22 protein-coding genes and 4 pseudogenes are annotated in these 21,852 nt (G+C 34.1%); 9 read left to right on the forward strand and 17 right to left on the reverse strand.

What is annotated here, in order from left to right; all coding sequences use genetic code 11:
• Positions 1-78: 78 nt before the first annotated feature.
• The 4 genes from ACZZ95_RS07190 to ACZZ95_RS07205 all read left to right on the forward strand — a co-directional run bounded on the left by ACZZ95_RS07190 (position 79) and on the right by ACZZ95_RS07205 (position 2,904).
• On the forward strand, positions 79-1,206 hold the full coding sequence (locus ACZZ95_RS07190) for a sigma-54-dependent transcriptional regulator (RefSeq protein WP_463468543.1): 1,128 nt from the start codon (positions 79-81) through the stop codon (positions 1,204-1,206).
• Complete coding sequence (locus ACZZ95_RS07195) at positions 1,196-1,444, forward strand: helix-turn-helix domain-containing protein (RefSeq protein WP_463468544.1); 249 nt, start codon at positions 1,196-1,198, stop codon at positions 1,442-1,444. The genes ACZZ95_RS07190 and ACZZ95_RS07195 overlap by 11 nt, the downstream gene beginning before the upstream one ends.
• A 133-nt stretch (positions 1,445-1,577) precedes the next feature.
• Complete coding sequence (locus ACZZ95_RS07200; protein WP_463468545.1) at positions 1,578-1,991, forward strand: hypothetical protein; 414 nt, start codon at positions 1,578-1,580, stop codon at positions 1,989-1,991.
• Between the two features lie 22 nt (positions 1,992-2,013).
• Positions 2,014-2,904, forward strand: a complete 891-nt coding sequence (locus tag ACZZ95_RS07205) for a sensor histidine kinase (protein WP_463468546.1) — start codon at positions 2,014-2,016, stop codon at positions 2,902-2,904.
• Positions 2,905-3,099: 195 nt separating this feature from the next.
• Here ACZZ95_RS07205 and ACZZ95_RS07210 read toward each other — a convergent pair.
• The 5 genes and pseudogenes from ACZZ95_RS07210 to ACZZ95_RS07230 form a co-directional block, all read right to left on the reverse strand.
• Positions 3,100-3,427: pseudogene (locus ACZZ95_RS07210) on the reverse strand (MGMT family protein).
• A gap of 173 nt (positions 3,428-3,600) precedes the next feature.
• Entirely contained in the window at positions 3,601-4,239 is a 639-nt protein-coding gene (locus ACZZ95_RS07215; protein WP_463468547.1) for a LysE family transporter, read from the reverse strand.
• Positions 4,240-4,282: 43 nt separating this feature from the next.
• A complete protein-coding gene (gene trmB, locus ACZZ95_RS07220) occupies positions 4,283-4,960 on the reverse strand; it encodes a tRNA (guanosine(46)-N7)-methyltransferase TrmB (protein ID WP_095953608.1) in 678 nt (225 codons plus the stop codon).
• A gap of 199 nt (positions 4,961-5,159) precedes the next feature.
• A pseudogene (locus tag ACZZ95_RS07225) lies at positions 5,160-6,543 on the reverse strand (ammonium transporter).
• A gap of 262 nt (positions 6,544-6,805) precedes the next feature.
• A pseudogene (locus ACZZ95_RS07230) lies at positions 6,806-7,295 on the reverse strand (nuclear transport factor 2 family protein).
• A 241-nt stretch (positions 7,296-7,536) separates the two neighbouring features.
• On the opposite strand from ACZZ95_RS07230, the gene ACZZ95_RS07235 reads away from it, so the two are divergent.
• Positions 7,537-8,148 carry a hypothetical protein gene (locus ACZZ95_RS07235; RefSeq protein ID WP_463468548.1) on the forward strand — a complete coding sequence of 204 codons (612 nt, stop codon included), beginning with the start codon at positions 7,537-7,539 and terminating at the stop codon, positions 8,146-8,148.
• A 149-nt stretch (positions 8,149-8,297) separates the two neighbouring features.
• Here ACZZ95_RS07235 and ACZZ95_RS07240 read toward each other — a convergent pair whose 3' ends face one another.
• On the reverse strand, positions 8,298-8,612 hold the full coding sequence (locus ACZZ95_RS07240; protein WP_095953605.1) for an HPF/RaiA family ribosome-associated protein: 315 nt from the start codon (positions 8,610-8,612) through the stop codon (positions 8,298-8,300).
• Positions 8,613-8,943: 331 nt separating this feature from the next.
• Between ACZZ95_RS07240 and ACZZ95_RS07245 the strand changes: the two genes are divergently transcribed.
• Complete coding sequence (locus ACZZ95_RS07245) at positions 8,944-9,177, forward strand: hypothetical protein (RefSeq protein ID WP_463468549.1); 234 nt, start codon at positions 8,944-8,946, stop codon at positions 9,175-9,177.
• Between the two features lie 45 nt (positions 9,178-9,222).
• Here ACZZ95_RS07245 and ACZZ95_RS07250 read toward each other — a convergent pair whose 3' ends face one another.
• From ACZZ95_RS07250 to ACZZ95_RS07275, 6 genes are all read right to left on the reverse strand, one after another.
• Positions 9,223-10,008, reverse strand: a complete 786-nt coding sequence (locus ACZZ95_RS07250) for an HNH endonuclease (RefSeq protein ID WP_463468550.1) — start codon at positions 10,006-10,008, stop codon at positions 9,223-9,225.
• A 204-nt stretch (positions 10,009-10,212) separates the two neighbouring features.
• Positions 10,213-10,641, reverse strand: a complete 429-nt coding sequence (locus tag ACZZ95_RS07255) for a hypothetical protein (protein ID WP_463468551.1) — start codon at positions 10,639-10,641, stop codon at positions 10,213-10,215.
• The gene (locus tag ACZZ95_RS07260) at positions 10,628-11,437 is read right to left on the reverse strand and encodes a hypothetical protein (RefSeq protein WP_463468552.1); all 810 of its coding nucleotides are present in this window, start codon (positions 11,435-11,437) and stop codon (positions 10,628-10,630) included. Before ACZZ95_RS07260 ends, ACZZ95_RS07255 begins: the two co-directional genes overlap by 14 nt.
• Positions 11,434-12,501 carry a DNA (cytosine-5-)-methyltransferase gene (gene dcm / locus ACZZ95_RS07265; RefSeq protein WP_463468553.1) on the reverse strand — a complete coding sequence of 356 codons (1,068 nt, stop codon included), beginning with the start codon at positions 12,499-12,501 and terminating at the stop codon, positions 11,434-11,436. Before dcm ends, ACZZ95_RS07260 begins: the two co-directional genes overlap by 4 nt.
• A complete protein-coding gene (locus ACZZ95_RS07270) occupies positions 12,452-12,667 on the reverse strand; it encodes a hypothetical protein (protein WP_463468554.1) in 216 nt (71 codons plus the stop codon). The genes dcm and ACZZ95_RS07270 overlap by 50 nt, the downstream gene beginning before the upstream one ends.
• Positions 12,668-12,773: 106 nt before the next feature.
• Positions 12,774-15,158, reverse strand: a complete 2,385-nt coding sequence (locus ACZZ95_RS07275; protein WP_463468555.1) for an AsmA family protein — start codon at positions 15,156-15,158, stop codon at positions 12,774-12,776.
• 328 nt (positions 15,159-15,486) lie between these two features.
• Here ACZZ95_RS07275 and trxA point away from each other — a divergent pair.
• A pseudogene (trxA, locus tag ACZZ95_RS07280) lies at positions 15,487-15,805 on the forward strand (thioredoxin).
• A 62-nt stretch (positions 15,806-15,867) separates the two neighbouring features.
• Here the strand turns inward: trxA and ACZZ95_RS07285 are convergent.
• Entirely contained in the window at positions 15,868-16,581 is a 714-nt protein-coding gene (locus tag ACZZ95_RS07285; RefSeq protein ID WP_463468556.1) for a M61 family metallopeptidase, read from the reverse strand.
• On the reverse strand, positions 16,578-17,447 hold the full coding sequence (locus ACZZ95_RS07290; RefSeq protein ID WP_463468557.1) for a M61 family metallopeptidase: 870 nt from the start codon (positions 17,445-17,447) through the stop codon (positions 16,578-16,580). Before ACZZ95_RS07290 ends, ACZZ95_RS07285 begins: the two co-directional genes overlap by 4 nt.
• Positions 17,448-17,914: 467 nt before the next feature.
• Between ACZZ95_RS07290 and ACZZ95_RS07295 the strand changes: the two genes are divergently transcribed.
• Together ACZZ95_RS07295 and ACZZ95_RS07300 are read left to right on the forward strand one after the other, a co-directional pair.
• A complete protein-coding gene (locus tag ACZZ95_RS07295; RefSeq protein WP_463468558.1) occupies positions 17,915-18,067 on the forward strand; it encodes a hypothetical protein in 153 nt (50 codons plus the stop codon).
• Positions 18,068-18,116: 49 nt separating this feature from the next.
• Entirely contained in the window at positions 18,117-18,278 is a 162-nt protein-coding gene (locus ACZZ95_RS07300) for a hypothetical protein (protein WP_463468559.1), read from the forward strand.
• Positions 18,279-18,471: 193 nt separating this feature from the next.
• On the opposite strand, the gene ACZZ95_RS07305 is transcribed toward ACZZ95_RS07300, so the two are convergent.
• From ACZZ95_RS07305 to ACZZ95_RS07315, 3 genes are all read right to left on the reverse strand, one after another.
• Positions 18,472-18,756 (reverse strand): hypothetical protein, encoded by a 285-nt coding sequence (locus ACZZ95_RS07305; protein WP_463468560.1) that lies wholly within the window; start codon positions 18,754-18,756, stop codon positions 18,472-18,474.
• Positions 18,719-19,525, reverse strand: a complete 807-nt coding sequence (locus ACZZ95_RS07310; RefSeq protein ID WP_463468561.1) for a hypothetical protein — start codon at positions 19,523-19,525, stop codon at positions 18,719-18,721. Before ACZZ95_RS07310 ends, ACZZ95_RS07305 begins: the two co-directional genes overlap by 38 nt.
• Before the next feature lie 110 nt (positions 19,526-19,635).
• A complete protein-coding gene (locus tag ACZZ95_RS07315; RefSeq protein WP_463468562.1) occupies positions 19,636-21,843 on the reverse strand; it encodes a TonB-dependent receptor in 2,208 nt (735 codons plus the stop codon).
• Positions 21,844-21,852 lie beyond the last annotated feature (9 nt).

Genomic DNA, 21,852 nt, shown 5'->3' on the forward strand with positions numbered 1-21,852 from the left:
GCTTTTAAGTTAGCTTTGAAAAAGGAGTGTTCGATAATGAACAGTTGACCGTTCGGAAGCGGACAGAAAAAGTACCACATGAGAAAAAAACAAGCCCAAATATTAGTTGTTGACGATCAGGAAGAAATTCTTTTTTCGGCAAAAATGATTCTCAAAAAACATTTTGAAACGATTTTTACGACAAACAATCCAAAAAAAATCATTTCTCTTTTGAGCGAAAATGAGATAAATGTGGTTTTACTGGATATGAATTACCGAATTGGTTTTGAAGATGGGCGGGAAGGAATTCATTGGCTGAAAGAAATAAAAACACTTTCACCGCAAACGATTGTCATTTTAATGACCGCTTTTGGTAAAATTGAAACTGCTGTTGAAGGTATAAAAATTGGAGCTTTTGACTATGTTCTAAAACCTTGGAACAATGAAAAATTACTGGAAACAATCGACAAAGCTGTAGTTGAAAGCAGAAAAAACAGCAAAAAAACAAGTGCTGAAAAAACAGAAAAAACAGAGAAAAAGTATTTTGTCGGCACTTCTGCCAAAATAAAACAAGCCTATTCAATGGCTGAAAAAGTAGCCAAAACAGACGCAAATGTTTTGATTTTAGGCGAAAATGGAACAGGAAAATATGTGTTTGCGGAGTTTATTCACCAGCATTCTGAAAGAAGGAATCAGCCGTTTGTGCATGTCGATTTGGGTTCGCTAAGTGATAATTTATTCGAAAGCGAACTTTTTGGTTATGCCAAAGGAGCTTTTACAGATGCCAAAATTGATACACCCGGACGTTTTGAAACTGCTTCAAACGGAACTATTTTCTTAGACGAAATTGGAAATATTCCGCTTCATCTTCAGGCTAAACTGCTTCATGTTTTACAGACAAAAATGGTAACGCGTTTGGGAGAAAGCAAACCCAGACCGCTAAATGTGCGCGTTATTGCGGCGACAAACAGCGATATTAAAGCCGAAGTAAAGAATAAAACTTTTCGAGAAGATTTGCTTTATAGAATAAATACAATGGAAATCAATCTGCCGTCTCTTCGTGAGAGAAAAGATGATATTGTGCCAATGGCAAATTTCATTTTAGAACAGGTTGCTGAAAAATACGATAATGGTTCCGAAGCTTCGGGATGGCATTTTGATGACAATGCTTGCGCCATATTTAGAAAAATATCCGTGGAAAGGAAATGTGCGCGAAATGGAAAATAAAATCGAGCGTGCTTTGATTTTGGCTGAAAATAATACCATTTCTGTAATGGATTTGGATATTTTGGACTTTGAGGAAATTCAGGAAAATGATGAAAACCCATTATCTGAAATGGAAAAAAGTGCCATCGAAAAAGCATTATTCAAACACAGCGGAAATATCAGTAAAACTGCCGAAGAATTAGGTTTGTCGCGCGGCGCCCTGTACCGAAGAATCGAAAAATATGATTTAAAGAATTAGACTTACATTAGGTTTTGCCACAGATTTAGAAGATTAAAAATGATTATAATGCTTGCGCGGTTTAGATTAATTTAGGTTGGTAATTAAGATCAATCTTTTTAATCCTTTAATCTGTGGCAAGAAAAAATAAAACATGAAGAATTGGAAGTTTTATAACGCTTTGTTTGTAAGGGTTTTGTTTATCATCACACTGTTTTTATGCAGTGCTTTTCTGCTTTATGAAGGATTTAGATTCAATGCGATTCTAGTTGGTTTTTTTGTCTTAGTCTTTCTGTTCGAAATGTATTTTTTTGTCAAAAACCAATTATTGTTTTATGACAAAACGATAAACTCCATTTTGCATAATGATTTTTCTACGCATTTTCAGGAGGAACATAAGCAAGAAAATTTCAATAGTTTATATCTTTTGTATGATACTTTAAAAGTTCAAAGACAGGAGCAGACTTCCAAAGAGTTGATTTATCGTTCGATACTGAACAGTATTGATACTGCAGGCATTAATCTTAGAGAAGGAAAACGATACTTGGGCGATTTTTTTAATGAATGATTGTTTCTCGAAGTTATTCAAAGTGCCAAAAGTAAGTCATTGGAAATACCTTAAAAATTATCTGCCTGCGCTTTGCGGCGAAATTGAAAATGTTGGTTTTGCTGAACTTAAAACGGCTATTTCGATAAAAATTGAAGAGCAGGATCTGCAGACTTTTATCTTGCAGACTTCGTATACACAAACTTATGATAAGGAATATTTTATTATTTTATTAGATAGTATTCAGCGCGTTATTGAGAAAAAAGAAAAAGAAGCCTGGATTAATTTGATGAAAATCATTTCGCATGAATTAATGAATTCCTTAACGCCAATCCGTGCGCTTTCGCAGAATTTACTGCACATTGTAGATCAGGAAAAATTAGAAGAGGATGATTTTGAAGATATTAAAAGCAGTATTTCTACCATTATAAACAGAAGCGATCATTTACAGGTTTTTGTGGAGAATTATAGAAAGCTGGCGATGCTCCCAACGCCAAATAAACAAATGACACAGATTAATGTATTGTTTGAAGATTGTCTGCGTATTATGAGTCCAATTTTGAAAGCGGAAGGAATCGAATTGATTAATGAAATCAATAGTTCTCGTTCTATATTGATAGATAAAAACCAGATGGAACAGGTGATTATTAATTTGATTACCAATAGTATTCATGCTTTAAAAGAGAAAACGGAAAAGAAATTAATACTTTCGAGTTATACAGAAAACAATCGCTTTTTTATTGTGATTTCGGATAATGGAAGAGGAGTGGATCCTGAAATTAGAGATAAGGTCTTCCTGCCTTTCTTCACCACCAGAAAAGACGGCGCTGGAATTGGATTGACGCTTTCAAAAAATATTATCGAAGCGCACGGCGGTTATCTAAGTTATCAAACCGATGCCGAAAAAACCGATTTTGTTATTTGCTTGATTTGATTTTCTTGAACCATATAAGTGATATGAGTTCATTTAAACGTTGCGTATAAATTTTACGGAAAGTTATTGGTATTTAATCGCGCAAAGACGCAGAGTCGCAAAGGAAAACTTAAAAAGGAAAACTTAGCGACTCTGCGTCTTTGCGCGATTAATTGATAAAGTAAAGCAAACTTAAAACGAACTTATGTGGTGAAATTAAAGTTCAACCTCTGGCTTCCAAAAATGTTTTTCGAGATCTACAATTTTGTTATTGACGACTTTAATTCCTTCATTCTCTAAAAGTTGCTCGCATTAAATTAGTGCCGTCAAAATGATGTTTTCCTGTCAAAAGTCCTTTTTGATTTACTACTCTGTGCGCTGGGACATCATCCATATTATGGCAGGCATTCATCGCCCAGCCGACCATTCTGGCAGAACGAACGGCACCCAATGCTTTTGCAATTGCACCATAAGAAGTTACTTTTCCGTACGGAATCTGTCTTGCAATTACATAAACTCTTTCGAAAAAATTTTCCTCAGCCATAGTTTGTTTTTAGCAAAGATTATAGAATTAAAAATGATCTTCTATTAAAATTTTCTCGCAGATTTTGCAGATTAGAGAGATCATTTTTTTTGAAACATTTTTTATCTGCTTGATCTGCAAAATCTGCGAGAGGCATAAATTTTACAGGCAATGAAATTTATTTGACACTATTATTATCCGAAATAATAGTTCAGAATATTAAAAAGAGTTACAATAGCAATTAGACCAGTAATACTTCCAATGATCGTGTTCATGTTGCGCATTAAGTAATCGGTTTTCTTTTCGATTCTTCCGAAGAAAGCAATATAACTGTACAAAACCGCAAAAGAACCTAAAATAGATCCTAAAACGAAAGTGAAAATAATACTGTTTTCAAATACAAAAAGATGATAAGAAGCCAAAGTAACGCTTACAACAACGTAATACGGAATAGGAAAGAAATTCAAGCCAGAAAGAAGCATCCCAAGAAAGAAACGGCTTTTTTTACTGCTTTTTTTGATCTTCGATTTTTTCTTGGTTTTAGGATCTTTTGCAATAAACAAAAAGTATATCGTTAAGATTGAAAAGATAACAAAACCAACCTCGCGCAAAAGCGTCAAAACATCTGGTCGATTATCAATTACTTGTGCAAATAAAACGGCAACGTAGACCTGAAAAAAAATCACTAAAACCGCACCAATAACAAACCATAAAGCATTCTTTTTTCCTTCTTTCAAATTTATTTTGGCGACCGTCATGTTGATTAATCCCGGTGGAAAAATCCCAATTGCGCGAGCAATAAAGCCTGAAAGTAATGGAGTAAGATATACCATTCAGTTGTTTAAGTGGTTAAAAGATAGTTTTTGGAATACTAAATTAGTCTTTAATTTTGAAACGAATATACGTAATTGCCTTGTTAATTTCTAAATATTGTTTCTCATAAAATGTCTGAATCGCTGTTACAACTTCAGGACTTCCTTCATTTTTGTACACATTATGATTGGCATATAATACTTCGTGACCTTCGCCATGAAGCAATCCAAGAGTATATCCGTGCATGAATTCGCTGTCGGTTTTAAGATTTACGACACCGTCTTTTTTCAGGATTTTTTTGTACAATTTCAAGAACTCAGAATTTGTCATTCTATGTTTCGTTCTTTTATATTTAATTTGCGGATCCGGGAAAGTAATCCAGATTTCGTCTACTTCATTTTCAGCAAAAATATGATCGATCAATTCGATCTGAGTGCGCACAAAAGCAACATTATGAAGACCGTCTTCAACAGCAGTTTTAGCACCGCGCCAGAAACGGGCACCTTTAATATCAATTCCGATAAAATTTTTGTCTGGGTATTTCTCAGCTAAACCAACAGAGTATTCACCTTTTCCGCATCCTAATTCTAAGATTAACGGATTATCGTTTTTAAAGAAATCAGAATTCCATTTTCCTTTTAAAGGCATTAAATCGCCAACAACTTCTTCTCTGGTTGGTTGAAAAACGTTTTGAAATGTTTCGTTTTCTCTGAATCTCTTAAGTTTATTTTTACTTCCCACTTTTTACAAAAATTTTCCGCAAAATTAAGGAATATAAACGAATGGATAAGGCGTAATTGCGGTTTAAATTTTGGCGACCTTTAATTTCTATGATCTATATTTTGTTTTGCCACGAATTTCACGAATTTTCACGAATCAATTTAATCAGTTTGAGTGAAGAAAAATTAGTGAAAATTTGTGAAATTCGTTGCAGTAAATATTACCCGTAATGAGGTTCTGTAATTGGCTGGGCTTTTGGATCAAGCGATTCATCGTGCTGTGATAAATCCAATCCGATGTGCTCTGATTCTTCAGAAACTCTTAACGGTATAATGAAATTGGTTACTTTAAATAAGAAATAAGCTCCGAAGAAAGTAAATACAGAAACCAATACTAAAGCCATCATATGATGTCCAAAAACGTTCCAGCCACCGTGAAGTAAACTTGCATTTTCGCCGTGCGCAAAAATGGCAGTCAAAATCATTCCCATAATTCCTCCAACACCGTGACAGGCAAAAACGTCTAGAGTATCATCAAATCTTTTTGAATATTTACAATTTACAGCAGTGTTAGAAACCAAAGCCGTAACAAATCCAAAGAACATACTTTCTGGAACAGATACAAATCCTGCCGCAGGCGTAATAGCAACCAGACCCACAACAGCGCCAATGCAGGCACCAAGTGCAGAAACTTTTCTTCCGTTCATTCTGTCAAAGAAAATCCACGTTAACATTGCGGTACGCAGATGAAGTGGTAGTAGTTGCAAAAGCCATAGCGGCGGTTCCGTTGGCGACAAGCGCAGATCCAGCGTTGAATCCGAACCAGCCGAACCATAACATTCCAGTTCCTAAAAGTACAAACGGAATATTGGTTGGAATATGCTGACTGTTTTTTCTTTTTCCTAAAACAATAACTCCGGCCAAAGCGACAAATCCTGAACTCATATGAACTACTGTTCCTCCAGCGAAATCTTTTACTCCAAAATAACTTCCTAAAACACCAGTTGGATACCAAACGGCGTGACATAAAGGAGCATATATAAATATGGTAAATAAACTAATGAAAACTAAATAAGAGATAAAACGAACACGTTCTGCAAATGAACCCGTGATAATTGCCGGACAAATTATAGCAAATTTCATTTGGAACAAAGCAAAAAGCATAAACGGAATCGTATTTGCCAGCTGTTTATGAGGCAGAACACCAACATAATCCATAAAAGCGAAAGTTCTTGGATCTCCAAAAAAGCTGTAAAAATGATCTCCAGTACCAAAACCAACTGGATCTCCAAATGCTAAACTAAAAGCGACAACAGCCCATAAAAGCGTTACAACTCCCAAACAAATGAAACTTTGAAGCATTGTCGAGATCACATTCTTTTTGCCGACCATTCCGCCGTAAAAGAAAGATAAGCCAGGTGTCATAATTAAAACCAGACAACTTGAAGTCAGCATCCAGGCAACATCGGCAGGTACAATATTCTCTATAGTTCCAAATTCTGATAGAACATAACTATTTTCTGTTACTGTTGGCCAAAATGCACCGATTGTGCAAACGACACTGATCATGATAAAGGAAATAATCCAGCGTTTTTCTATTTTCATTTTTAAAATACTTTGTTAACCCTATTTTTTTTGGGGTCAAAGTTAAAAAAAAATAAAGATTCTTGTTTTTAAGGCTGTTAAAATAGAGGTGTGTGTTTTATTTTGATTGATTTTTTAAAATACGGGTTCTTTTTTTGACAGTATCTTATTTTAAAGTTACAAAAAAGCACTGTTTTTGCTGAATTTATTAAAATTAAATTCTCAACACGTTTTCTAAAGTGCTATAAAAGTTATGTTTATAATAAGAAATGCCTAAAATGTTTTATTTCTTCTGAAGCTTTGCTATTAAAGCATCTTCAATTGGTGTTTTGATTTTGGTAACAGCGTCAACTTCGTCGTTCGGAATTGTCATTGATAAAACATAATGCTGAATTTTCCATTCTTTTCCCACTTTTACCAAAACTCCAGAACCGCTGACAGATTTTCATTTGAGTATCCAGCAATTCATCAAACCAAGCTAGTTTTCCAGTTTTGTCAAAAAAGATATGACGTTCCAAAGCTTTAAAATTCCAAGTTGTTCCTTTGTCAAAAAATGGTTTTGCCCAAACTGCAAATTCTTTTTTAGTCCAGTTTTCGGTTGCATCGGTTCCAATATAGATTGCATCGTCTGTCAAAGTATTAAAATAAGCATCATATTTTACCTCGCCAGCGGCTTTGTGCCAAGCATCTAGTGTTTTGTTAATTTGATCTTTGTCGGTTTGAGCATTTGCAAAGGAAGTAACTAATAATAGCAGTAAAAGTGTTTTTTTCATGATAATGTTTTATTTTAGTTTAAAGGTATAATTTTTTGAAACATATAGTGATATAAGAAAATTAAAGAAAACGAATTATTGCCACAAAGGCACCAGGGCGCAAAGTTTATTTTAAGATTCTTGGCGACTCTGTACCTTTGCAACTTTGCAACTTTGTCCCTTACTAAATTATCTCACGTTTCTTATATGGTGTAATCACGAAAAAACAATTATATTTGAGAGATTTTAAAATACCACCCCAATGAATTCAAAATTACTTATAAGTTCACTCGCTATAACTTCACTATTATTTGTTTCGTGTAAAAAGGAATTAGAACCGCAAGAAAGCACGGCAACGTCTGAATTGGTAAGATTAGGACTTGCAAAAGACACTACTAAAACTGCGGCGCCAGTGGTTCAAAACCAAAATCAAATGGCAAATCCGAATACAGTTTTGAGCGATAATAAAGGACTTAATCCAGCACATGGACAACCAGGACACCGATGTGATATTGCCGTTGGAGCACCTTTGAGTTCTGCGCCGACACAACAAGTGCAAGCAACTCCAGGACAAACAGTACAAGTAAATCCGACGCGACAAAATGTGGTTACGACTACTACAACTACAACGCCTGTTAAAACGGCAAAAGGAATGAATCCGCCGCACGGACAGCCGGGACATAGATGTGATATTCCAGTTGGAGCACCGTTAAATTCTCCTGTTGCTAAAACTACAGCGTCAAGTTCAAATGCGACGACAAAGCGGATCGGTTACTCAGAATTTTACAGTAACACCGCCAGCATCAAACGCAGTTCCGGCATTATTAAGCACCGAAAGTGCAGGGCAGGACACAGCAGTAGCAGACGGAATTAATCCGGCGCACGGAAAACCAGGACACCGTTGTGATATTGCCGTTGGAGCACCGGCGCCAAAATCTTAAAAGCAGAATCAAACTGATATAAAACAAAAAAGACGTTTCGAAAATTTGAAACGTCTTTTTTTATGATTTTAAAACACAAATATTAATGTGCTTTTATTTTTTCGAAAGTGGTAGTCAACGATTTTTTGACTTTAGCCAAAGCACCGCTAAAAGCTTTTTCAAGCGTATCGGCATGTTCTGTAACAGTGATTGGCTGTAATTTTACAGGACGAACTTCGATTACACATTTTTTGTCATGCAAACTGAATTTCTCTCCATTTTCATCTCCAAAGTGAACTTCTATACGGGTTATTTTATCTTCAAAACGCGCTAAACCTTTCTCTAATTCTCCAGAATAGTAAGCTTCTAATCTTGCATGTCCCTCAATGTTTTTGTCGGTGTTGATTTGTACTTTCATAACGGAATATATTTAATGATTATTCTCAAACTTATTTATTTTAAAGGGAAAAGCCAAGCGAGTTAAGGAAATATTATGAATTTTAAGAGATTTATTTTTCAATTTTGTAATTTAGATTTCGACTTAGTGTTTTAAAGTTTAAATAAAGAAAAAACTTACAATTTGTTTTTTTGTTTTCGTATGTTTGTATTTCCTAAAATTCAAGATTATGAACACAAAAAAATTATTGCCCGTATGGTATGCTGGCGGTATTGGAAACAACCGCGACGCTTTCTTGAAGGCGCAGGACAGCTAAGTCATATGGGTTTTTTTATTCCTAAAATTCAAGAGTATGAGTACAAACACCCTTTCAAAAGAAACCCAATTAAGATTAGCTGATTTCTTCAACGAATCTATTGATCCAAAGAGTATGGCAAAAGCCATTCGACAAGTAAATTACGTCCTTGCCTTAAACGCAATGCGAGATTCAGAAACCCTGCAAACCGAAAAAATCAATCTCGAAGACAATTTTTATTGGCTGAATAAATTAGCTGAGATTTTAAATCCTTATTTGGAGGTTGAATGATTATAGAATTGGAAAAAGCCACTTGCAGAAGTGGCTTTTTTGGATTTACAATACAACTTGTTTGTTGAAAATTGTATCTAAATGATGTTCTAGAAATTCTTTTCTTGGCAAATATTTTTGAGCTTTAATAATTTCTTGATTCTCAATTGGAGCAAAATATTTATGGAAGTATTCGCTGTTCTTTTTATTTTTAAGAGAATCGGAAAATATGATTTTATGGTCAACATTAATTCCAATTAACCCTTTATCGAAAGCTTTGTCATAAAGTGCGGAAAAACAAATTCCATTTTCAGGCTCTAATCGATATTTTTCATTAGCAGACCAAGGAACTATATGACTGGCAAATAATAATTCGGGAAGATCAATGCCTGTAATTGCACATTTATTTGCGTAATTTGTTAAAACTATTTTTCTAAAAACACATTGATTTACCCTTGTTTTTACTTCACGAATGACCGTTTCTCCTTTTAAATCTTTTAAATCAATAAGAAGGTCCTGATATTTTGTTTCAATAGAAGTATTTTCTTTTGAGGCTAAGATTTCTTCACTTTTAAATAGTAGTTCTTCTTTATCATTAAAAAATTCATTCCATATTGGTTGCACTTGATTCATTCCGTTTTTTAAACCTCCAATACCTCTTTGTTGGTGAAAAGGATCTATGCTTGCAAAATTAGAAAGTCTCATTGCTACTGCACTTGGAGTTCTGCCAATAATTCCAGATAATCTTATTATCTCAGGGTTTTTAGAATGTATTTTTCCAAATTCGATTGTAAGATATAAATTAAAGGCAACGATAAGTTCATCTCGTGTCCAAAGAGTTTTTTGTGGCATTTCGGATAATTTGTTCTTCAGTAAATATAAAGAATAAATTATTAATTATGATTTGTCGGAAGAAAGAGTGTTAAGCTTGGGTATTTTAAAGTCTTCGTTTTAAATCAAATCTCTCCTACACTAAAAAATTATCCTCATCCATCGGAATTGGCTCACCTTTCATGAACAATTCGAAAGAGCCAATAGGAGCGAAGTCAATATTAATTACATTAAAATCATTTTTATTTCGCCATAAACGAATAGAATCCGTGCCTTTTTTTGCGACCATTTACGAGTTACGGGTTCGCGCTCTTTTAATCCTAAAACGTCTACAAGCAACCATTGGCCTAATGCCGATTGTCCGTATCTTTTGCCGTTTTCATCTTTTAAAATATTACTTCCAGATTGCAAACCTTTCATGTTATCTTGCGTAACCAATGCTGGAATAGTTTTGCCATTTGGAAGTTTTAAAGAAAAACGAACTTCAGGTTTTTCATCTGCGGGACCGCTGTAATTCTCTTTAATTTTTTCAAATTCAAATATATTAGATGTAAAAAAATCGGGATACTTTTTATGAAATTCTCTTGGAATAGGAACATAAATTTCATTTAAAGGTCTTGGAGTGTTGTCGCCTTTATTTTTAGAAGCAGGCATTCCAAGCATTTAGTCCAGACTTTTCTTCTACTTCTTTAGATTGATAAGAATACAATGGTAAATAAACTTCGACAATATCAGGTTCTGCGGTTTTTGAAGTTTCAATAATGTCAAAATAAGCTTTCAACAAAAAAGAAAAAGGATCTTCAATAATTTTTACATCAAATTTATTGAGCGTTAAAGTATTGTATTTTTCACAATCAAATTTCTGCCATATTTGAGAATCGCCAAATGTATATCTGTAATCTTTATTTCCGTCAGACCACGATAAAGCAGAAGGTGTTGTGCTTAAATCTTGAAGTTTGTCTACATCAATTAACGGATAAGCGCATTCGTTTATGGTAAAAATACCTTTATCACGAGTTATATAATGGTAAATATTTTTGTCTTCTGATAAGCCTAATCGTTCATAATCACTTTTCATTCTTTGATTTTTAATCTCCGAAATTTTATAAGCTAATGAATGCAAATCATCGCGATACTCATTTATATCATTTTGATAACGCTTAAGTCGCATAACTTTTTGAAAAGAAGGCTTGCTTCCCATCCAAGTTTTTAGACCAATTCCAATTCGGTTATCGCCAAATACAGAAAGTACATCATGCGGTGTGTTGCCAATATCTACATTTTGACTATTGAATATTTTTGTAAAAACAGTTTCCTGAAATTTAGAATCAAGATAAGGTATTAAATCCCCTTGTTTTTGACGAAACAAATTAGATAATGCTCCGTAAACCTGCAAAAACTTTACATACTCGTTTCTTTGTTCAATGGGAAATTGTTCCCAAATACTCATGGCAATAAAACGTTTAAAATTTCTTGACTGATCCTCTCAATCAAAGGCGTAGTTACAGAATTTCCTGCCTGCATGTACAATTTACTATTGGCAATATTTGGCAGAATATATTTTTCCATTGGATATCCTTGAAAAGCAAAACATTCTTTTGGAGTTAATTTTCGAATTCCGTAATCATCTAAAATCAGCGGTACATTATGGCCTCCCGTTCCCATATTTGCGGTTAAGGTTGGGCAGACCTGACTTTTATTTTCCCTTACATAAACTCTTCTCCATTGATAAATTGTATCTTTTGAAGTGATTGTTTTTTCTAATTCAGGATAATATTGGTGGTCTTTTTTATAATATAGATTATCGGCTTGTTTTCCTTTTTCTAAAATATCGTGGATTGTTTTTGTCAAAGGAATTGGCTCTGGAAATCTAAAATCGCCATGATTTGGCACTTGCTCTTTGTCAAATGCAATAATAAAAATTCGCTCTCTATTTTGCGGAACATTCGCGTGCGTAGATGAGTTTAAAACTTTGGTGTAGGCTTTGTAGCCCAATTTCTCTTCTAATATTTCTAAAATTACCTTAAACGTATTTCCCTTATCGTGCGAAACTAAATTTTTTACATTTTCAAGGAAAACCACTTTTGGTCTTTTGGTTTCAATAATTTTTTCAAGATCAAAAAACAAAGTTCCTCGCGTATCATGAAAACCTTTTCTGTTACCGGCAATAGAGAAAGCCTGGCACGGAAAACCGGCACATAATACTTGGAAATCGTCTGGAATATAATTTTTGATGGTCTTTTGGGTAATGTCACCAAATGGAAATTCGCCAAAATTAGCTTGATAGGTTTTTTTAGAATCAGGATTCCATTCGCTTGTGTAGACACATTCGCCGCCAATATTTTGCAAAGCAATTCTAAAACCTCCAATTCCGGCAAATAAATCTATAAATTTAAAATCGGACTTTTTAGAAGTTTTAAACGGAACATTTTCTACTTCAGATTTCAATTGTTTTACGGCAGGATCAGCAAACAGGTTTTTGTTTTCTTTCCCATTTTTTTCCGGCAATTTCATTTAAATAAGTCAGCGCTTCTTCTTCATAATGATTTTTTACGTCGTTATGAAGATTATGTAAATAATGAGTTATAACAGCTTTTTTATTGTCTTCTTCTTCTAAAGTTCTAATTTTAAGATTTTTATCGTCGAATTTTTCAATACTTGTTTTTTCTGTCGCCTTCATTTTTTTCGCTAAAATTATAAGGTGCAATTTATAAATAATAATCCGAAATCGGGAATTATATTTTTGCCCAAATCATCTTTGTTCGGCTTACAAATAGAGAGTCTATTTATCCTTTTTTTCCCCATTTAATTTTCATTTTTCCTTCATTATCATAAGCAATTAAATGCAGTACGATACCGCGTTCGCGAACCGCTTTTCGTTCCTCTTTTGTGGCAAGACTGGCGTCGTTTTTTGAATTACGAAGCGGAATCGTAAGTGCGAGATTAGTGCCTCGGCCAAAAGAGTAAATTCCGTCTATGTCAAAGTTTAAAACGTTCGAACTTATGGTTAGTTTATTAATATCGACTTGTTCGTCGCGAAGATTAAGCGAACCTGATAAATCGCTAAACGTAATATTTTCCACATCGCGTCGCGGAAAAGCAAACTTGCCTATTTTTACAATAGGGTCAAAGTTGAGTAAGGCGCCTTGGTTGACATTAAAATCTAATTTTCCTTTCATAGAATTGACAATCAAATCGCCATTACTGCTCATTAAACCAACAACATTGGCGTTGTCGCTGAGTCGGCCCCGAATGTTTTTTGGACTAAAAGATTTGATTCCGAAGTTGTTGAAAGACCTTAAAAAACTCGCAATATCTACTCGGTTTACCTGCGCTGTCGAACTAAAAATATATTGGTTGCCGCTTGGCTGAATCGCTCCGTTAAACGTAATACTGCCTCCAGAAGTCTGCAGTGTTCCGTTTTTGAGCAATAATTTAGAATTCAGCATTTGCAATGTTGCGTTTGTATTGGTTGCTGTAAGCGAGCCGTAAGTAATTTTATCGGCTTTAAGATTAATCACCGCCGTACATTTTTCTATAACCGATTTGAGCTGATTTGTAAAATTGACATTCGCCTTTTTCATTTGTTTTTTCTGAACGATTTTTTGAGACGGAGAATTTTTCAAAATGCCTAAAAATTGTTTCACGTCAATATACGGACAGTAAATATTCCAGTTTACCACCATTTTTTCGGGCGCGTCGTAATACAGATTCAGGAAATTATCAATTTTTCCGTCGATGCGAATGATGTTCTTTTTGTGTTTGTAAGCGATTTTTTTAATGTAAAGCGCTTGTTCCGTAAACGATAATTGTACCGCTGTTTTTTCAGCATGAATGTTTTTCGGAACATAATCAAACGTAGCATTGTCAATATCGACATCGCCTGTAAAACGAGGTTTGTTGATATACAAATCGACAATATCAAACTGAAATCTTAAATTGGCTTTCGCACGACCGCTTTCAAAATGAAGAATTTTTTCATTCATCATTCCGTTCAGTTTTGAAATGTCAAAATCGGCATTTACAATTCCGGTTGCAATTGGTTTTTCGAGATTATTAATAACAGCCTGCGAAATTTGAAGCGGAATAGTTTCATATTCGGCTTTAAAATGTGTCAAAATAATAGCAGAATTGGGATCGCTGAAACCTTTTTCGGGTTTAAAATTATTCGTAAATATTCCTTTAAAAGAACAATTGGTAAACAACCCGTCGGGAATTGTAAGTTCGTTGTTACGAATATCGGCCTGAACCACAATTTTAGGATCGCCTTCTGCATTAAGATCGCCATTGATAGTGCAATTTACTTCGATTGGTTTTTTTAAATCAAACTGATCGAGTTTCGAACTAATATTGGCAGACAATAAATTAGAAGCATTTCGCCATAAAATATTGGTTTCGATATTGATTCCGAAAAGTGAATTTTGTTTTCCGATATTGAAAAACGCCGCGATTTCAAAAGCATCAGAACCAATTTTAAGTTTCTGGGTTTTAATGTTTATTTTTTGATGTTCTTCAGAATATGAAATATCAAAATTTCCTTCAAGCACTTTTTCTTTGGCAAAACTTCCGTGAACCGTATTAAAAGCGAGGCTGTTAATTTTTGTTTTTAAGAACAAATTTGTGTGCCAGTTGTCATCATCATAATCTACTTTAGAATCTAAACTCGCCACATCAAAATCAAATAATTTATGCCCCAGATGATTGTCTATAATAACATGAACATTGTTGAGGTTTACTTCATCAATTGTAGTTTCCGGTTTTTCATTGCTGGATGCGGTTTTCTTTTTTTTAGGTTTAAAGATGTTCACATTCGAATAACCATTTTCAGCCTTATAAATGTAAATCTGCGCATCGTTAATCAGGATTTTATGAATGTTGATTTCATTATGTAATAAACTCCAAATGTTTAAACGTGCCTCGATTTCCTTCGCTTTTAATAAAGTATGTTTATGAGTCTGCCATTGATTGTCTTTTATTTCGACTTCTTTTAAAGCCAAAGTAAAATTCGGAAAACCAGTTAAAAATTTATAATGGAAATCGGTCACATGGAATTTACCGTTAATGTTTTCATTGATTTTATGGTTGACCTTTGCAATAATTTCGGTTTTATTCTGATTGAAATAAATAGACAAACCACCGCAGGCAATTAGAAGTATTGCAATTAACCCCAAAATAAAAAATCCAAACCGTTTGGCATATTTTTTAAAAGGATCAGATAGAAGAAAGGATTTTATTTGGAGTAAAGTTTGCTTGCATTTTAATTGAATCTTAGGTAGTATTAAAGATACTACAAAAAATATTAACATTTTATTAGTTTGGTTTTCAAACCAATATGTCGTAAATTGAGATATAAAAAAAGAGTATACAGTTGATAATTAATGACAATACATTTATAATGAAAACTAATTTAGTAATCGTGTTTGATTTGTTTTAAATTTTTAAATTTGTACTGTAGTTTGAAAGTTAATCATTCAGACATAATTTTAATCTTAATATATTATGGCATTAGCAATAACAGATGCTACTTTTGATGAAGTAGTTTTAAAATCAGATAAACCAGTAATGGTAGACTTTTGGGCGACATGGTGTGGTCCTTGTAGAATGGTTGGTCCAATCATTGACCAATTAAGCGATGAGTACGCTGGTAAAGTAGTTGTTGGTAAAGTAGATGTAGATGCGAACCAAGAATTTCGTCGCAAAATATGGTGTGCGTAACATACCAACCGTTTTGGTATTTCATAACGGTGAAGTAGTAGGAAAACAAGTAGGAGTAGCTCCTAAACAAACCTACGCAGATAGTTTAGACGCTTTATTGTAATCTTAAAAGATTACGATTGATATAAAAAAGGTTTGACGAAAGTCAAACCTTTTTTATTGCTTTTAAAAATTAAAAATGGACTTTCTAATTTCCAATTGTAGTTTTGTTGCCTTTGGCGACTCGCTTATTGTATAGTTTTTCTCTGTAAACTTATCGTTTTTTGCTTCTGTTTTTAAGGGTGTCAAATCAATTTGAAGACCGCCGTATTTTAGGTATTTTTGATAATCGATTTCTTGTGTTGTATTGACATAAGTTTTTAATTCTTCTAATGATTTTCCCGAAATCTCTTTTGCGACAGACCAGAATTCATCTTCAGTAAAACCTCTTTCTTTTTTCTCAAAATATTCATTGTATAAAAAGCGCATAACATCGTCAAGCGATTTTTTATTGGCTGTATTGTTTCTAATTTCCAAATCCAAAAGCAAACCAATTGTTGGCCCTTTGTCGTAATATGAAATCGTAGTCTGTTTGGCGTTGCTTTCATTATTGAAAAAGTTTGACCAAATATCAAAACTGGATTGTGCCAGAGACATATGGCGGCATCCTTCTTCGTTTTCATATTTTTTAATAGAACCAGAAAGGTATTGTAAAGCATCTTTTCCTTCCATTAATCCTGCTTTTACCATGATAAGATATTCATAATAAACCGTAAAACCTTCAGAAAACCAAAGCATCGTAGTATAGTTTTCTTTATTATAATCAAAAGGACCTAGTTCTATAGGGCGAATTGCTTTTACATTATAAAGATGAAAATATTCGTGAGTTACAAAATTCATAAAATCCAGATAATCTTTTCGAGATTTTGAATCGAAAGAACCTTTTGTAAAAATGGCCTGCGAATTCCAGTGTTCCAAACCATGCCGCCGGCTTCCATCATAATATAACTGTAATTTTCATAAGGAACTTTCTTCATAATTGAGGTTGTCGCACTCATGATTTTTTTCAGGTCGCCAACAAACTTCTCTTCCTCAAGTCCTTGGGGTGTCGCTACTCCCAGCGAATATTTTTTTCCTTCATTTTCAAATTCGATAGTTTTTTGATTTCCAATGTAAATTGGACTATCGTAAAAAACATCGATATTTTTCGCGTAGAAACTGTTTTTGGTTTCATCGATGCATTTTAATCCAGTCGAAATTTTACTCCACTTTGCAGGTTTATTCAAGGTTACTGTAACAGGATTATTGATTTTGTTTTCGACATGCATAAAAATGGTGTTCGGCATTATAAAAGCCTTTTCTGAATCTACATAAGATTCTGCAACCGATTTTTTATTGGCAAAAACTCGATATTTTACACTAATTTTTGACGTTGCACCATTTTCGATTACCCAGCTGTTTTTGGTCGATTTTTTCCATTTAATTTTTTGGTTTTTATCATCTGTAACTTCAAAATCAACGATATATCTTGGCGTATTTAAAATCAAATAATAGCCTGGAGTCCAAACCGGAAGAATTAAATTGGTTTTTTTGGAATGAAGATTTTCAAAGTTTAAAACAACTTCTACATAGTGCGACTGCGAATCTTCAAAAGAAACAGAAAAATCCATTTTGATCTCTTCATTATTTATTTTGTCTGTCGCTTTACAAATAAAAAAAGTATGTAAAAGCAGTACACAATAGCACAATTTTATGGCTTTTGTCATTATTTAAGGTTTTTAAGTTTGGATTTGTTTTTGGTAACTATTTTAGATTCTGTATAATACGTAAATAGCAATAATTTATTAATTGAGCAGAAAAATATAAAAAATATCGAAATATAAGAAGCCGTTTTGAATAAACTTTGAAGAAATAGTTGAAATAACTTTATAAAGGTAATATTATCGTAATTGTAGTGCCCAGATCAGGTTTAGAACAGACTTCGATTTTACAATTTATTGCCGAAGCAAGATCACGAGTTAAATGGATTCCCAATCCCGATTTGTTTTAACCCTATTTTTAAATAAAAATAGTGTATATTTGATAGTTGTGAATCAATTTAAAATATTGAAAATGAAAAAGTTATATGTGTTGTTTGTGCTATTTAGCGTGACAATTGGTTTTGCTCAAAATAAAGAAGAAGTACTGCAAAAAATCATACAGCAAGCAAGAATTAGATTGGAATAAAAATGACATGAAATCTTTTTCTCAAGCATTTAGTGAAGACGCCATTTTGATCAATTTTTTAGGAATGTACTGGAAAGGTAAAGAAGAAATAATTACTCAGTTTTCGCATATAAACGAATGCTTGCATCAAACCAACATCGGTCAAATTCGAATGGATTGATTCTAAAACTTTATCTGAAAATGCGGCGGTTGCACATATTAAGGAAACATTGACTGCAAAAGAAGATTATGCGGTTCCGGGCGGAGTGGTTAAAAAAGGAACTGTCAATAGTAAATTTATTACAGCTGTTTTCGAAAAGAAGAATGCCGTTTGGAAAATTACAAGTATGCAGGTAACGCAGGTTAATGCACCACCAAATAAACCAAATTAATGTAACCAATTTGAGTTTTTTTAAGACCTCACAGCTTTATAAACTGTGAGGTCTTTGTAATTTAATTTATATCTTAACTAATTAGTGGTTGTGAGTTTCACTGTTTTCATAACCAATTACAGTAATCATGTAAGGCGTGCTTGAAACCTTTGTCTTTTTGATTTCTGATGTAGCAATATTTACTTGTAATAGTTCACCCGTACTTGGCGAAGTAATGTAAGCAAATCGATCTGTTACCGCAATTTGAGGTTTTAATGTTGCGTCTGCTTGCAGTTTCAGTAGTTGCTTTAATTTCTTTTTCTACTTGTAAGCTATTGATGTTGTAAAGTTTAAATTCTCCAGAATGCAAAAGAACAGCCAGTTTTTTATGGTCGTAACTTGTTTTGCATTGCATAATCGCTGTACTTTGAATAATAGGTTTTACTGTATTGGCGACAACATCAATTAAATAAGCTCCTTTTGCAGACAGTGTATCCAATAAATTTTCCTGCAGAAGCCGTTTCTAAAATACTTCCAAACCAAGCCGTTCCAAAATCTTCTGGATGATTGATTAATTTTTGGTTTCCGTTACTTTCTACAACCAAAATACCGCTTGCAGATCCAAAAACAGCATAAACCCCGTCTGAAGCATTTCCGTGAATTCCTTTTGTTGCGATTTTAGCATCAAAAAGTGTTTTTCCTGTATTGTCGATAATTTTTACTTTTTCAGGAAGTGTTCCTGTAACCGAATTATCTTTCTCCGTAATAGCATAAGTTCCGTTTGTAAAAGTGGCCATAGCGCCGTGATGTGCCAATAAACCTGCATTTATCGTTTTAAATGCTGCGCCAGATTTGTTTACATCAGCTTCTTTTCCAACAGAAAGCGTTCCGTCTCCGTCATTAAAAGTCAGGATTTCACCAATTTTACTTTTAAAATGTGTTGGCTTTTGCGCGCTTGTGTTCAAAAAACCAAATTTTGGAACATCATCAACATCAATATGATCGCCGTGCAGTTCTAGTCCGCTGTCAAAAGTTTCTACGAAATTATTATCTCGGTGAATAATTCCCGCAAATCTTCCAGATTCTGTGGTGTACAAAGCAGATTTTGGAAATTTAGCCGTAAAAGAGCTGGTCTTATTTTCTGACGGATCAAAAAGCGTTAACTCAGTCGTTTTTTCGTCAGAAAGTAAAATTCTAACAAAGGTGTGTTCGCCAGAAGTTTCTTCGTGATCATGATCGTCATGATTGTCATCGTCGTTGCTTCGCACGAAAATGCAAAAAGAGATAATGCGAATAAAAAAAGCAGTTTGTAAAATTTGTTTTTCATTGTAATAAAGGATTAAAAATTTGTGAATATTTGAGTTTTGAATTGCCGGATTTATCGTGAAACCAAAAACGGAATCTTCATCGATACAATAATATTCCGTCCGGCTTCAGGAAGTTCGATAAGGCGGTAAAAGCTTGTGTGATTTAAATATCTCGTATTAAATAAATTTTGGATCTGAATGCTGATGCTGATATCTTGTTTTGCGGCTTTTATTTTTGAACCAAATGCGAGATTAAAAACATGACTTTCGGCTGTCTTCTTTTCTGGCGGAACGATATTGTCTTGTTTTCCTGTAATGCGATAATCAACAGAGAAATAAGAATCTTTTAAAAAACTGATTTCAGGCTCATAGTTAAGTCCGAATAAAACAGAAGGCGGCGGTGAAAACGGCAGTGTATAGCCTTTTTTACTGCCCGATTTTTGTTCTGAATACAGATATTCGGCGGCGATTTCTACACTTAGAGATTTTATGAAATAATATCTCGTCTGCAATTCGGCACCGTAACGAAACACTTTACTCTGCTCATATTCAAAAACCTGATTTCCTGCGCCATAATAAATGTCATGAGCCGAAGTTGGATTGAGATAAATGAAATTCGGAAAATAATTGGCAAACGGTGTCAATTGAAAAGACCAGTTCTGTCTCGCCCATTCCATTCCTAAATCCAATTGATAAGAGCGTTCGGCATCCAGATTTTGGTTTCCTTTTTCAAATCGGAAATAATGATAATTTACACCATTTGAAGCGAGTTCTTTCGCAATCGGCATTCTGAAACTAGAACCTAAATTGGCTTTCAGCGAAAGTTTCCCCGGATTGTAATTTGCTCCAACCGACCACGTAAAACTGTCGAAGGTTTTTGTCAGATCTTCGGAACGCTGTAGATATTCTAAACGAGTCTGATTATTTTCTGAAATTTCACTCTGAAACCAATCAGAATACGATTCCATTTTGATTTTTCCGTAATCATAACGAACAGCGCCGTGTAAAAACCATTTTTCGTTCAGTTCGATTTTATCATAGATAAATAAACCAGCATTAAATTGAGTAAAAGCCGGAATTAGAAAACTCCAGCCGCCAATTTCATTTTGCTGATAAACCACATTCGAACCAATTGTAATTTGATGACGTTTTACAGCAAATTCATCTTTTGCAGAAAACGACCAGACATTTTTATCGTATTGACGTTCCAAATTCTGTGGCGCATACATATCTTCGGGATAAATGGGCGGCATATAACCGTGATTTACGTAATGACTCCATTCTCTTCTAAAGTTATTTTGAAAACCAAACTGCGTTTCAAAAGCATGATTTTCGAATTGAAAAGAAGTTGTATTGCTGACCTTTAAATGATTAACTTCTTGATATGGCATCAAAATATCACGGCTCGATTTGTCGTGTAAATCGGTATCCACATTTCTAGGTTCAAGTCCGTGCGCATTCGCGAAGAATCCACTTTTTGTATGAACATTACTGAAATAAAAAACCGACTTAAAACGATCTCCCGAATATCCCGTGCTGAGGTGAAAATCAAGTTCTCGCCCAGCCGTATTTCGCAAATTGTTTTTGTACAGCGGAACCGCATAACTGTACACATGAACCGTATCTGTCGGAACGCGGTAATCGCCATAATCCATTGTCGTGACACGCGAATCAAAGAACCAATTTTCATTTCTTCCAAATAAATTAAAAGAACTTCCAAATTGGGCATTGTTGCTTTTTCCTGTAATATCAACACTTCCGCCAAAAGTATTTTTGGATGGAAGTGGAAGTGGTTTGATATTTATCGCACCACCGACAGCATCAGATCCGTAAATAAATGAAGAAGGACCTTTTATAATTTCTACCCGATTTACAGCATATTGATCAATTTCCAATCCGTGATCGGCACCCCATTGCTGGCCTTCGTGTTTCAAACCATTTTCGACCACAATAACCTGATTAAAACTCAAACCTCGAATCAGCGGTTTTGAACCTCCTGAACCAATCGAAATCGTTTTTACTCCGGGCAATTTCTGCAGAGACTGCATCAGGCTTCCGCCGAGGTTTCGCTGAATGAAACTATTGTTTACAGTTTCAACACTCAGCGATTCTTCTTTTTTGCGTTTTTCAACAGAATTATTGTTGATTAAAACTTCGTCAAGCTCTTTAATTTCTGGTTTTTTTCCTGAAGGCTGATTTTGAGAAAAAGCCTTTACTGAAATTAATAAACTGATGAGTAAAAAATAATTTTTCCACAAAAGGAATTGGGCATTCTTCATTAAATCTGG

The sequence above is a fragment of the Flavobacterium sp. AC267 genome, assembly GCF_979258715.1.

What these genes read in the sequence shown, in the direction of transcription:
- ACZZ95_RS07190 (WP_463468543.1), top strand. Translation starts at nt 79, where the DNA reads ATGAGAAAAAAACAAGCCCAAATATTAGTTGTTGACGATCAGGAAGAA.
- ACZZ95_RS07195 (WP_463468544.1), top strand. Translation starts at nt 1,196, where the DNA reads ATGGAAAATAAAATCGAGCGTGCTTTGATTTTGGCTGAAAATAATACC.
- ACZZ95_RS07200 (WP_463468545.1), top strand. Translation starts at nt 1,578, where the DNA reads ATGAAGAATTGGAAGTTTTATAACGCTTTGTTTGTAAGGGTTTTGTTT.
- ACZZ95_RS07215 (WP_463468547.1), bottom strand. Translation starts at nt 4,239, where the DNA reads ATGGTATATCTTACTCCATTACTTTCAGGCTTTATTGCTCGCGCAATT.
- ACZZ95_RS07235 (WP_463468548.1), top strand. Translation starts at nt 7,537, where the DNA reads ATGAATTCAAAATTACTTATAAGTTCACTCGCTATAACTTCACTATTA.
- ACZZ95_RS07240 (WP_095953605.1), bottom strand. Translation starts at nt 8,612, where the DNA reads ATGAAAGTACAAATCAACACCGACAAAAACATTGAGGGACATGCAAGA.
- ACZZ95_RS07245 (WP_463468549.1), top strand. Translation starts at nt 8,944, where the DNA reads ATGAGTACAAACACCCTTTCAAAAGAAACCCAATTAAGATTAGCTGAT.
- ACZZ95_RS07250 (WP_463468550.1), bottom strand. Translation starts at nt 10,008, where the DNA reads ATGCCACAAAAAACTCTTTGGACACGAGATGAACTTATCGTTGCCTTT.
- ACZZ95_RS07255 (WP_463468551.1), bottom strand. Translation starts at nt 10,641, where the DNA reads ATGCCTGCTTCTAAAAATAAAGGCGACAACACTCCAAGACCTTTAAAT.
- ACZZ95_RS07260 (WP_463468552.1), bottom strand. Translation starts at nt 11,437, where the DNA reads ATGAGTATTTGGGAACAATTTCCCATTGAACAAAGAAACGAGTATGTA.
- dcm (WP_463468553.1), bottom strand. Translation starts at nt 12,501, where the DNA reads ATGAAATTGCCGGAAAAAAATGGGAAAGAAAACAAAAACCTGTTTGCT.
- ACZZ95_RS07270 (WP_463468554.1), bottom strand. Translation starts at nt 12,667, where the DNA reads ATGAAGGCGACAGAAAAAACAAGTATTGAAAAATTCGACGATAAAAAT.
- ACZZ95_RS07285 (WP_463468556.1), bottom strand. Translation starts at nt 16,581, where the DNA reads ATGAATTTTGTAACTCACGAATATTTTCATCTTTATAATGTAAAAGCA.
- ACZZ95_RS07290 (WP_463468557.1), bottom strand. Translation starts at nt 17,447, where the DNA reads ATGACAAAAGCCATAAAATTGTGCTATTGTGTACTGCTTTTACATACT.
- ACZZ95_RS07295 (WP_463468558.1), top strand. Translation starts at nt 17,915, where the DNA reads ATGAAATCTTTTTCTCAAGCATTTAGTGAAGACGCCATTTTGATCAAT.
- ACZZ95_RS07315 (WP_463468562.1), bottom strand. Translation starts at nt 21,843, where the DNA reads ATGAAGAATGCCCAATTCCTTTTGTGGAAAAATTATTTTTTACTCATC.